The organism is Flavobacterium olei, from assembly GCF_039749035.1.
GTDB classification, from domain to species: Bacteria; Bacteroidota; Bacteroidia; order Flavobacteriales; family Flavobacteriaceae; genus Flavobacterium; species Flavobacterium olei.
The window spans coordinates 291,266-304,971 of the sequence record NZ_JBDKWC010000003.1; the positions used below are offsets into that span (position 1 = coordinate 291,266).

General features: G+C 36.9%; 4 protein-coding genes. 1 reads left to right on the forward strand and 3 read right to left on the reverse strand.

Going from position 1 to position 13,706, the window contains the following annotated elements:
* Positions 1 to 13: 13 nt before the first annotated feature.
* The 3 genes from ABEB31_RS09005 to ABEB31_RS09015 all read right to left on the reverse strand — a co-directional run bounded on the left by ABEB31_RS09005 (position 14) and on the right by ABEB31_RS09015 (position 12,937).
* Complete coding sequence (locus tag ABEB31_RS09005) at positions 14 to 3,325, reverse strand: T9SS sorting signal type C domain-containing protein (RefSeq protein ID WP_347051133.1); 3,312 nt, start codon at positions 3,323 to 3,325, stop codon at positions 14 to 16.
* 444 nt (positions 3,326 to 3,769) lie between these two features.
* The gene (locus tag ABEB31_RS09010) at positions 3,770 to 7,618 is read right to left on the reverse strand and encodes a T9SS sorting signal type C domain-containing protein (RefSeq protein ID WP_347051135.1); all 3,849 of its coding nucleotides are present in this window, start codon (positions 7,616 to 7,618) and stop codon (positions 3,770 to 3,772) included.
* A 147-nt stretch (positions 7,619 to 7,765) separates the two neighbouring features.
* Complete coding sequence (locus tag ABEB31_RS09015) at positions 7,766 to 12,937, reverse strand: T9SS sorting signal type C domain-containing protein (protein ID WP_347051136.1); 5,172 nt, start codon at positions 12,935 to 12,937, stop codon at positions 7,766 to 7,768.
* Between the two features lie 273 nt (positions 12,938 to 13,210).
* Between ABEB31_RS09015 and ABEB31_RS09020 the strand changes: the two genes are divergently transcribed.
* Positions 13,211 to 13,693: a regulatory protein RecX gene (locus tag ABEB31_RS09020; RefSeq protein WP_347051138.1), complete on the forward strand. Its 483-nt coding sequence runs from the start codon at positions 13,211 to 13,213 to the stop codon at positions 13,691 to 13,693.
* Positions 13,694 to 13,706 lie beyond the last annotated feature (13 nt).

Below are 13,706 nucleotides of genomic sequence, written 5' to 3' on the forward strand. Positions count from 1 at the left end.
ACCGCTTTTTTAGTTATTTGAAGATGATTTTCTTTGTGACTGTTCGTCCGTTATCCAAAGTTATTTTTATCAGAAGGACCTGAGGCCCGGATTGAAAGTTTGAAATATTCCATACGGTCTCATCAATTTGATTCTTTTGATATAATAAACTTCCTCCAGCATCATAAATTGCTGTTTCCCTGATCATTTCCTGATCTTTAAAGGATTGGATTTTTATATTTTTATCTTTTACAGAAACTACAACATTTTGATCTATACTATTAAATTCGTCAGTACCCAAGACAGCTCCGGAATTTGCGTAACGTAATACAAACCGTTCCGGAAAAACTCCGATAGTGGTTGAAAAAGTGTATCCGCCAGATTTAAGATTATGAATAGTATTGGTCACTTTATCCTGGAGGTAAATATTTTGTGCAGTTAAATTGCCATCGGTCTGATCTATGGCAATTGTAAAATTTCCTTCTAAAGCGGACTTGTATCCTAATGGAATAGTATCTGACACCACAAATGGAATTGCGCGTCCCTGAATAACAAGTTTTTTACCATCATTAATGCTGTAAAAATCGATGTAAGGATTAGCACTCATCGTTACGGCATCATAATTATTGTCCCATGAATTCGTGGCCCCGGTTATATAACCAATAAGCAATTGTTTAAATGCGCCTTCTGTATTGGTTAAATTAAGCCAGACACGATGTTTTTCTATTCCTGCAGTTGCAGAGGAAGTTTTAAAAAACTGAGCATTTCGATTGGCAACCCTCATGGAGTTTGTAAAAACCACACTTTGATTGGTTCTCGCTTTAGCAAAAAATCCCTGACCTGCCGCAATATAACCTGCAGGCGCAGTCTGATTCCCCGGACTTGTTGCTCCTGTTCCCGTCAAAGTTCCAACATTTACAGCACCAGATAGATTATAATAGGCGTAATCATTAGAATTATAGGTGTAAGTATTAGTTCCTGGTGTAACTATAGCAGGAAGTGTGTTACTGGTCCAGAAATATAAAGTCCCGTACATATTATCCCGGTTATCATAGATAAATTGATCTGCATAAATTGCCGAAGGATATGGATTTCCTAATAAATTGAAATTTTCAGGACTAGCCGGCGGTCCCTGAATGTTTCCATTATTAGGCACTCCAATAAATTCCCCATAATAAATCTGCCCAAAATCATTATTATAAGTCTGAGGTCCGCGAATATTATAACCATTTCCCTTCAGCATTCCTTCCATTCCGCTTACAATTGTGATCCAACCACTTATACGATCATATTTAAAATATTTATCATATAATGTCTCGGGAGACAAATCATGTAAAGTATAGGCCGGAACCCTGGTTATTGGAGAAGACCAATAAGTTATATCGAAACGTTTTATTGGTTTTGTATTTCTTTTATAAATAATATTTCCGGAATTAACCGCATTTGAAACCTGAACTAAGCTGGAATTATTTTCAAACTTTAAAATTCCGCTGCCTATAACATTAACTTCATTCGTAACTGTTAAAGTATTAGAACTCTCAACAATCAATGAACCTGTACTTTCTATATTTAATCTATTAGCAAAGAAACTTCCGTTCGTACCCGAAATAACCGGATCATTAGGTCTGTCCGGAATATTGACACAATCGGTTGGAAGAGGCATTCCTGCTGGTGTCCAATTGGCTGCATTTGCCCAATTGGCATCAGCATTCCCATTCCATGTTTTAGTAATTAACGGATTTATGGCAACCGGTGTAGCAGGGGATTCGCAACCTGATGCCGTATTTTTTACTTTTACAGTATAACCTCCTGCTGATAAGCCTGTAAATATACCCGAAGTATTACTATAATCTACACCATTAATGCTATAAGAAAAGCCCGTTCCAGGGGCTGGTGAAGTAATTGTAATTGTGCCTGTGTTATTTTCACAGCTTGGCTGTTGCGTTGCAGAAGCTGTTGGTGCTGTAGGAGAAGAATTAATTACAACATTAAAAGGATAAGAAATTGAAGTACATCCAACAGCATTTTGAACTGTCAGGTTACCTGTATAAGTTCCCGCTGCCGTTCCTGCAGGAATAGCTATAGAAATTAGGCCAGGATTTAGTGTTGCATTGGTAACAGCCACAAAACTGTTTGCCGGAGTTGCATTCCATGTAATGCCATATTTTACAGGTAAATTAGTAGTCGTGCCATAAGTTAAATTTGTATTTTGAGAAGCTGCACTATTACAGACAGCTGTCGTACTTCCCAATGCAATTGTGGGTTGTCCGCTGACTGTAATAGCAACCTGATTATTGGTACTGATTGCAGAAACACAATCTACAGATGTCAGTGAATTGACAGTGATAGTACTACTTCCAACAATATTTAATCCTGTGGCTGTAAAGCTCCCCGAACCCGCAGTCGAAACAGTCATTGATGCAGTTAAACCTGAAGAAGATGGATTAGTTGTGCTGTACGTCACTGTATAATTCCCCATTGGCAAACTTGCCGTAGTTCCTGTCAACTGCACTAATGAAGTAGTTCCAGTAGCAGTACAAACATTTGCTGCTGCTATTCCGGTTAAGCTGTAGGTTTTGCAAGTGTAAGTTAAAATCGCGTGTCCCCTTGCGCCATTTCCACCATTTTGAGTTGCTAATAGCGAACTTAAACCGCCACCGCCACCGCCGCCATATTCAGCGCCATTATTTCCAGGACTATTTGCTATAGCAACACTGGTAAACGTTGCTCCGCCAATCCCTCCTCCTCCGGCTGTATTACCTGCATTACCACCTGCCCCAGACGAGAAAAGAACACCTAATAACGCTGATGATCCTGCCGTACCTCCAATACCGGGGGAAGTAGCCAAATTACCTACTGTTGCAGTTCCTCCATTTCCACCTCCAGCACCACTACCTACATTTGCTATACCCCCCGCTCCCCCAGGAGCGTAAAAAGAAACATTATAACCGGTCACAAAAGTTGCTCCCCCATTACCCCCGTTACCATTAGTGCCTATTGTAGTACCTCCAACATTTACTGTTAAAGTTTGCGGTGTTGCTGTAGCAATATCAGCTTTTGCATATCCGCCACCGCCGCCGCCACCGCCGCTTCTTCCAACTGTAATAGTTGCGGTTGCAGCTCCTCCAGCTCCTCCAGCTCCCCAGCCTTCTACTGTAACCTTGTCAATTCCTGCAGGCACTACTAAAGTTCCACTCGCTGGAAAGGGATGGGGAATTGTTTGAGCTACGGTTGAAGTATAAAGAAACAACAAAACAGAAATTAAAAGAAATTTAAGTGGATTCTTAGATTTTTTTTTATAACTCAAATAACTGAAAAGACTCAGTGTAAACAGATTATTTTTCATCTTGTGGTATTTAGTAATTGAAATAGACTCAAACAACATTAACTGCAATAGAAAAGTAATACGATGAACGAGCTGACCAAGTAGTCAGACAATAATCATTTTAATAGTAATAGGACTTTCTCAACATTACAATTAACAATGGCAGATAAAACAGTTTAAAACTGAGATTTTAAGGAAATCAAAAGGCGCGTAAAAATGTATTTAATCGAAGAATATTGTATTTAATCGATTTATCACAATACAAGGTACGATTTTATTTACATCAAAAGCCTCTATGTAGTATTAAACCGATAAATTTAACACCCAAAAGTGAGTTTTATTAAAAAATAAGAAAAAACTGTTAATATTATTTTTACATTACCTAAACACTTGATTACTTGAAATTTAAAAACAAATAACCTTTGCAAAATTTTACAAAGGGCTTTTTTTAAAGAGAAATTTTGTTTAATAAATCACCTTTACCGAAGTTGAACTTCCATCGTCCAGCACAACTTGGACGAGAAGTACCTGATGGGATGAAAACAGATCCTGAATGGAGAATGATTTGGATTCCAGCTTATCTTTTTTATAGAGTTGATTTCCGGAAATATCGAATACAGCAACTTCTTTTAAATTTTCTTTTAAAGATTGGATGTTAATAATATGCTGATCAACTGAAATTAAAAGCCTCTTTGAATCCATCTGAAATTCTTTATTTTCCAAAGTTTTATTAGTGTATAAAATTGAAAACCGATTATTAAAAGTTCCGGCTTCAGAATTGAATTGATAGGGGCTTTCAGAAAGATTATGAATTTTATCTAACTTTTTATCCATTAAAAATATATCTATATTCTTAAAGAATGCATCCTGATGGTCTAACTGCAAATTGAAAACACCATCAGAAGTAGTTTTATATCCTAAAGCAACTAAATCATTTTCATCAAATGGCATTGCCCGACCCTGAATAACTAATTTCTTGTTTTCGACAATACTATAAAAACCAATTTCAGGATTTGAACTCATTGCTTCAGCATCAAAAAGCGGATCCAAACCATTGGAAGCTTCTTCTGTATAGCCCAAAAGGATTTGCTTGAAACCATTTTCATTATAAAAATTAATCCAAAAACGGTGTTTGGCGTCTGGGATTTCTGTTGTACTTTTTGCAGGTTTATAGAACGTCGCATTACCCGCAGAAACCCGCATATTATTATTAAATTCTATAAGGCCGGAATTAGTGCTTTTGACAAAAAATCCCTGTGCTGCAGCTATTATTCCATCTGGTGTACTATTACTTACACCTGGATTTAAAGCAGCGGTAGTCGCAACTCCTCCTAAGAGATTATAAACAGCATAATCGTCTCCGGAATATTTATTGTTTGCAGGTGGTGTATTGTGTGTCCAAAAATAAAGTCCGCCCTGTAAATGGGATGAATTTTTCCTTATGAAAAGATCTGCATTGATTGGAGAAGGATATGGGTTTCCTATTAAATAATAAGCATTAGCAACATTAAAATCTATTTCTATTTTGCCATTGTTTGGAATTCCCTTAAAAACACCTTCAAATACAGCTCTTTCTGTGATTGAAAAATGTTGTGGCGCTCTTATACTATATCCCTGGCCGGAATTCATAATCATTGTTCCGTTATAATTGATATTCCAATACGAAACAGGATCAAACCAAAAATATTTATCTCCAAGTGTTTCCGGTGAAAAATCACTGATTTTTTGATTATCTACAGGAGAAGACCAATATGTGAGGTCATAACGTATAACCGGGTTTGTTTTCCTTTTTATGTGAACGATTCCGGTATTTACCATGTCATCATCTGACTGATACAAATTTGCCTTATCATTCAATACCAAAGTACCCAGACCAGTATAGGAGAACTCTATTCCTAAAGTATTTTTTTCTAATAAAGTAACTGTTTTCCCCAGATCAATACTACAGCCACAGATGTTTGTAGTGGTTAAGTTTGGAAAATCTTCTATAAAATACACATCTTTTCCAGCAGAAGGATAACCATTTGACCAGGAAGTGCCGTTCCAGGTCGTGTTATTTACACAAAGTTTTAAACGGGCTATTCTGTGCTTTGAGATTCCGTTAACAGAATTAAAATTACCGCCAATCAGTAATCGGTATTCATCGGTAAATTTCATTGCATATAGTGTATTATTCAATGGTGCTGAAAAAGAATCATCGTAATTTCCCGATTTTTGCAATCTGGTAAGTCGTGAGCATTGTATATTTTTATAAGTGCCGTAAAAAGCTCCTCCGACCAGAATCCTGTCATCCGGCTGAACTAATATAGAACGGACATCCAATTTGCTGAATCCTGTTCCAGACTCAAATGTGGCATCCAGAGTTCCATTGGTGTTTAAACGCAAAATTCTTTTCTGAGAAACACCATTAAAAACAAGAAAATTGCCCCCAACAATAATCTTTTGATCTGATTGTAATGCAATTGCGTAGACGTATTTATCAAAACCAATTCCGACATTAAAACTTTGGTCAATGCTTCCGTCAGAATTTAAACGTACTAAACCTGCAAAAGGCATTTCATTAAAGTTTTTAAAATGTCCTCCTACCAAAATTCTCCCATCAGGTTGTATAACCACTGCTTCAATGATACCATCTGCACCGGAACCGACATTGAAATCAGGATCTTTTGATCCGTCCGGAAGGAGTCTTATAATCCGGCCCGCATTACTTGTTGATCCATTAAATTTTGTAAATGCACCAGCCAAAATTATTTTCTGGTCGTTTTGTATTGCTACGGCATAAACTTGTGCGTTAAATCCATCACCTATTGCGAAGGAATTATCTGTTTCTCCATTTGAAAAAATCCGGCAAATCCTATTAGCATTTATATCATTATATCTCGTAAAGTTTCCACCTAAAATAATTTTTCCATCGGCTTGAAGAGCAGTTGCTTTGACCAAATTGTTCGCTCCGGAATTACCTATATTAAAAGAGTGATCAAAAGAGCCATCTTCTAAAAGGCAGGTTATTTTTGAACTTGTTTTTGTATTAAATTTTTTAAAATTTCCTGCAGCAATTGTTCTTTTATCTGGAAGCGGCAAAAGGCTCAAAACAGAGTTATCGAATCCTACGCCTGAAGAGAGATACGAAATATCATGTTCCCCGTGACTGTCAATTTTAGCCAACCTGCCTTGATTTTGACCATTAAAAGCAGAGAATGTACCGCCAACAAACCACGACCCTTCCTGATCGAATGCCAGACTTACGATCGAAGCTGATGCAGGTCCAGAACCGATGTCAAAATTTGATTTTATAGTTCCGTCTTCATTTAAAAAGACCAATCTGTTTACTTCGGCATTATTATATAAGCCCGTAAAGGACCCGCCTATCATTAAATCCCCGTAAGCATTAATTTTAATAGCCTGAACTCCTTCTTTACTAAAACCGGCGCCGGTTAAAAAATTTTGATCCCGAGTTCCGTCAGCATTTAAACGAATAATACGATTGGCAGAAATCTCATTATAACTTGTAAAGTTACCTCCTAAAACAATTTTCCCATCTGCCTGTATAGCAATGGCATTAACATCATCATTGAATCCGCTGCCAATATTAAAACTCGAATCTACACTTCCGTTGTTGTTCAAACGAATAATTCTGTTTGCCAGGATTCCGTTAAAGGAGATAAAATTGCCGGTTAGGATTATTTTATTATCTGATGTTATCTTTGCGTGCGTGATATTTACTGCCGAGCCAGAACCAGTCACAAATGATAAATCGAGTGTTCCGTCCGGAAATAATCTAGCCACGCGATTTACTGTATTATTAGTATATTTAGTAAAACTTCCAACTATAATAATTTTTCCGTCAGACTGCATGGTAATATCATATACAATTCCTGTCGTAGCACCAATTGTGGTATTAAAAGCAGCGTCATAAGATCCATCCTGATTTAAACGAATGAGTCTTCCGGCACTAACTCCGTTAAAGGTTGTAAAACTTCCTCCCAAGATAATTTTACCATCCGGCTGCAAACAGGAAGCATAGATTTTTCCATTAAAACCAGAGCCTGTATTAAAACTTTCATCTATAGATCCGTCCGGATTTAAACGGGTAAGATAAGATGCCGGAACTCCATTAAGACTGAGATATTCACCGCCTACAATCAAATTACCGTCTTCCTGCAAAGCCAGAGTTCTGACAGCACCATTAAATCCGTCACCACTTTGTCCATCGTCCTGGGCGTTAAAAGTTTGATCTACTTTTCCTTGTTGTGCAAAAGTAGTATTGGCATAAGCCAGAAGTAATATTAATATGTATAGTAACTTTTTAATCAAAACAATGTAATTAAGTTAAAAATCTGTAAGAAATAAACTAAATTAATGAGTATGAGTAAACGGGACAATACCTAGATTTAGGGATATTTAGACCTAAAAAAGTCCATTCTTTTAGGGAATGGACTTTAAAAAAATATATTTAAACTATTATTTTAAGTTGGAAAAAATTACTTTTTTAGTAAATGAATAGCCGTTTTCTAAGGTAACTTTCACCAATATCACCTGATCACCAGAGTGTAAATCTGTAATCTGTAATTCTGATGCATTTACGTTATTTTTAGCATATAATAATTGGCCTCCGACATTGTAGATATTTACTTCTTTAATGATTTCTTTAGACGAAGTAATTTTTACAGTCTGATCTTTGAAAGATACTAAGATACTATTTTCAAGTGCTTCCGGATTATCAATATCTAAAGTTTTATTCGTATAACGAAGAACAAAACGAGTAGTTGATGTTCCAACAGCAGTTGTAAAAGTGTAATTTTCTTTGCGTAAATCGGTAATAATGCCAGTGAATTTATCTTCTAAGTATACCTCCTGAGCATCAAAAAAGCCGTCTGTGTGGTCAATTGCAATTGTAAATTCTCCTGCTATTGTCGATTTGTACCCTAACGCAACCAAGTCAGTATTGTTAAAAGGAAGCGCACGTGCCTGAATGGCTAATTTTTTAGATTCGCTGATACTGTAAAAATCAATATAGGTGTTGGCCGACATCGTGACAGCATCAAAACTTAAATCAATATTATTTGTTGCCCCCTGAGCGTAACCCAGTAAGGTTTGTTTAAAGGCGCCTTCTGCATTAGATAAGTTCAACCAGATACGATTCTTTTCTATACCGCTGGTTTTAGCTGTTTTATAGAATTGAGTATTGTCTGAAGCTCCTCGGCGAAGACCGTTGTTAAAATTAATTACCGATGCGGTTGGCTTAGCAAAGAATGCCTGTCCTGCAGCTATTTTTCCATTAAACGCGTCAGTGCCTGTAGAGGCGGACCCCGTTCCCAGTCTGGTTGAACCTAATCCGCTAAACACAATATAATCGGAACTTACATAACGATAGGTATTCGTTCCCGGCAAGGTAACCGGAGGTGAAGCATGTGTCCAGAAATATAACGCCCCTAATACATCTTTATTGGTAATCAAAATTAATTCCTCTGCATCTACAGCTGAAGGGTACGGATTCCCTATAAGATTCCATTTATCTGCTTCTACCGGTACTGCAATGTTTCCGTTGTTGGGCACTCCGGTAAATATCCCTGTAAATAATGATGGTATCGTAATATCAAATGACTGCGGACCACGTATGCTGTAACCTTTACCTAGCTCCATAGGTAGTGAGACTCCGCTAGGGTCAACCAACCATCTTGTGCCTATAGCATCCCAATGAAAATATTTGTCATAAAGAGTATTCGGTGACAATGAACTCATAGTAAAACCAGCCTTTGTAACTGGCATTGACCAATATGTCAGATCAAATCGGGATATATTGGTTTCTCTTTCGTAAACAATTTCTCCTGTATTAATCGCATTTGTGGTTTGTATTAAGCTCGAATTATTCTTAAAAATTAACTTACCATTACTAGTAACAGAGTTTGTCACTGTAAAAGTAAATCCCGAAGGTATAATAACATCTGTCGCCGAAGTAATTATCAGTGTACAAGCCGCAATATTTATCGGCGTACCTGTAAATGGCTGAGTCGCAGCTGACGAAATAATCACTGTTTTATTGGCATTTGGCAGACCATTAGACCATCCTGAACCATTCCAGGTAGTTGTAGAAGTATTATCAATTATGGTTACCGGAACAGATCCCGAGATACAACCATTAGAATTCTCTACTGTAAAACTATAATTTCCTGCCGCTAATCCTGTTATAGTTCTGGAAGCTGTATTATCTGTAATGTCTTGTATGGCCTGACCTGTTTGATGTATTTTATAAGTTCCTGATGGCAAATTAGTTAAAGTTACCTGTCCGGAAGTTCCACAATTAATATCGCTGTTTTTTGTTAATGTTGGAGTTGACGGAAGTGGATTTACAGTAATTACCGCATTTCCTGTTATACCACTTGCCAATGCTGCACAACTATTGGCATCACTTAAAGCTGTTATCGAATATGTTGTTGTGCTTGTTGGATTAACACTAACAGTATATGGATTTGTACTTGTAGAAAAAGTACCTGTTATTGCCCCATAAGTATATGAAAAACTCCAGGGTGCAGTACCTGTAAAAGTAACTGAAACCTGAGTGCTTGTTCCACTGCAAATAGTTGTTGTACCACTTACAACTGCTGTTGGTCTTGGATTTACTTTTATTAAGACAGCAGCTGAGGTATTCGGACATACACCATTGGACGTAACAACTCTTCTAAACCATGTATTTACATTAACTGCAACTGTAGGGGTATAATTTTGAGTATTATTTGTACCTGGTGCAGGACCAAATCCGGTTGTTGCACTTGTGGTGCTCATCTGCCAGGAATAAATATAATTACCAGATCCGGTAGGTGTTGCTCCTGTGATTTGTCCTGGAATTGTTCCTGAACATATAGGCTGAGAATACGCAGCTGTTGCATAATATCTTTTAAGTGTATTTACACAAGGATCGCCAAAATTTCCATTACTTGCCAAAAATGAGATTGTTCCTGTATTTCCTAAAAGCTGTCCTTCAGTAAAAGACTGGCTTGATGGCGAATGACAAGCATAATCTATTTGAAAACCTGCACAAGTACCTGTTGGTGAACCATAACTAGCAAAACTCACTGAGTTAAAATATGTTCCGGCCGGAGCAGTAAATGTTGCTGTTCCATCTTCTCCAGTATTTGCACAAACTGAACCTGAAGTCCCATTAGCAAAACTAATTATATTGTTTCCGATCCCGACGGTGATAGTACCACCTGTCGTTGCCACAGCACATGAATTTCCTGTTGTTGTTACAGAATAATTGAATGTCCCCAGCACTGTTGGAGTTCCACTTATTGTTAAAGTATTTCCAGAAACTGCATAATTTACTCCAGATGGTAATCCGGTTACGGTTGCTCCAGTTGCCCCTCCTCCCAAAGTCATAGTAATGGCAGTAATAGCACTATTTTGACAAGCGTTTTGATTTGATGCCGCTGTAATAGTATGAACAGGATTTACTGTTATTGAACCTGTAGCTGTCACAGTTCCGCAACCACCAGTTAAAGTAACAATATAATTAAACGGACTTCCACCAATTGAATTTGGAGTTCCGCTAATAGTAACTGCATTTGATGCCCAGTTTCCGGTAACGCCTGATGGCAAACCTGAAAAAGTTGCTCCGGTTGCTCCCACGGTAGAATAGGTAATATTAGTAATTGCTGTATTGATACATCTTGTCTGTGAATCTGAATTTACTGCAGAAGTGCGGGTAATTGTATTATTTGGAGTGATAGCAATTACTGCGTTTCCACTCATGCTTATAGAACAATTGGCATTTGTAGCAATTACAGTGTAAGTACCCGCAACGGTTTTAGTGCCAAAACTAATTGCCGATCCTGTTCCCGCAACTGTAGCTCCATTATTAACTCCGTTGAGTTGCAATTGGTAATTAATTCCTATAGTTGAATTAGACAAACCAACAGGAAGGCCACTACCTCCCGAACAATATGATCCACCTCCGGTCACTGAATAAATTGTTGGAGGAGCAATCAAATTAACATATGTAGTAGAAGGAGTTGCAGAGCATCCCCCAGCAGTGGTTACAACAACTGTTGCATCCTTAAGTCCTGTTCCAGTATAGGTCACTGTAGGATTTTTAATCGTTGTTGACGAAAATACTGTTCCCGGAGACGTACTTGTCCACGCATAGGTTACTCCGGATGCAGAAACATTATCGACATCCAATTGAATCGGTACATTTGAACAGGCATTTAAGGTTTTATAGTTTCCTTTTGGTGATGTTGTCGCTATTGGATTTATCTGAGAAGTTGGAATCAAAACTATGTTATCTACAATAGAACCGAGTGTTGTAGTTCCCTGAGAGTTGTAAAATTCAATCCCTAAAGAAGCACTGGTTGGCGTAAAAGTCAAACTTCCAAGAAAAGGAGTGTTCGTAGTATTACTTGTCGTATAATTCACGGTTGCAGATGAACCTCCTGTTAACTTAACATCAACTGCAACTGAAGCAGGAGATCCGGGCCTGCGCGCATATACAAAACTTAAAGTATATGAAACACCGGGAATTACAGTCACATCTTGCCTCAATGATGCCTCTAAATCCAATTCCGCTGTATTATCAGTATTTCCATTACCAAAATATACACCTTCAGTTAAAACTTCAACATAATTTCCTTTCGTAGTAGCTTTTACCCAATTAGCTTGTCCATTGCTAAAATCTCCATTAATTATGAGATTGCTGGAACAATTTGAAACAATTACCTGATCTGTAGATGTACAAAAACCATTACTGATTGTCCAGTTTAATGTATAAGTTCCTGCTGCTAAAGGAGTAAATGTAGCTGTGGGACTTGAAACATTATTAAACTGACTTAGTGAAGTATTTGGACCACTTGCGATTGTCCATGTTCCGGCACCCACAGTAGGTGTATTTGCCGCCAGTGTAAATGCAGCATTACCATACAGATCAACACCCGCATTTGATGTGCTAACAGGAGGAGCAAAAGTATATACTGTATTATTAACTGGCCTGACAGAAATATTTGCATTAAATGTATTTGTTTGCGAAACTCCCAATGCATTTAATGTTTGGTACGTATTATTAGTATCATATATACCAATAGTTGCCGAACCACTATTAACATTAACAGCGCCATTTTTATATTTATATTGGATTATATTTGAAGTCTCGTATAACCAAACCTGAAACGAAATAACATTATTAGTTGCTGCGTAATCCCATTTCTGATCTTTCCATTCTATTTTAAAAATTCTGTTTGGAGCCGTTCCGGAAACTACATAAGTCGGAGTCGTAGTGTTCTTTAAGTCATCCCATAGGGGCATTAAAGCTGGTTTAATTGTCCCTGCATTGGTTAATGAATTCTCATAATTAATTTGTGCAGAAACACCACCTGTGGTCGAACCAAAATTGATCCACCCATTTGTTGAAATCATTATTTGATTATAAGAAACACCACCGAAAATAAATGAAAATCCTAAACTAACAGAATTTGAAATACTATCATCATCCGTGGAGTTTATTCCTGGAAAATTAGTTGTTCCTGTTAAGTTATTATAAGTCTCGCTCGATGAAACAAAACAATATGTATTAACTGCCTGTCCATAACTAGCTATTTGCAAAAAAATAAACAATAAAAAAGAGTAAAGTAATTTTCTAATCATATAAAGGAGGTATTTGTTTTAAATTTGTTTTTTGGTTGTTAAAGCAAAAAGACATAACTTCTGTAAAAGAATGCGACTTGTATTACAACTTGAATCTAAATGTTAAATTCCTGACTTATAATGATTTGAAAAAAACTGTTAAATTCTGATGCAAAAATATCTAAATTAGCCTAATACGCAAGGTTATAATTTATTTCTTTTTGTTAAATATTAACAATTTTTTGAAATAAAATATAACCAAATGATGATTATTATACTTTACTGTTAAAAAGAATGAAAAAACCGACGAAGGATATTTTTACTATCAAAGAAGCTTTACAAAAACTGGAGCACTTTTGCGCTTATCAGGAACGCTGCCATGATGAGGTTGTTTCTAAATTATATAGTCTAAAAATGACTTCAGATGAGATCGACAACATTGTAGTTCAGCTAATTGAAGGAAACTATCTTAACGAAACACGTTTTGCCTGCAGCTTTGCGCGAGGCAAACACCGCATGAAAAGTTGGGGAAAAATCAGGATTACTAACGAACTTAAAGCTCGCAATATTTCGTCAACCAATATCAATTTAGCTCTGAAAGAAATATCTTCAGAAGAGTATTTTGAAACTTTTGAAAATTTGGCTGAAAGATGCTGGAAAGGTTTGTCGGAAAATAATACTTTAAAAAAACGTAAAAAATTTTGCGATTATATGCTTCGAAGAGGATATGAAAGCAATATAGTTTATGAAAAGGCTAAAGAACTAGAACAGGACTAACATTTCAATTCAC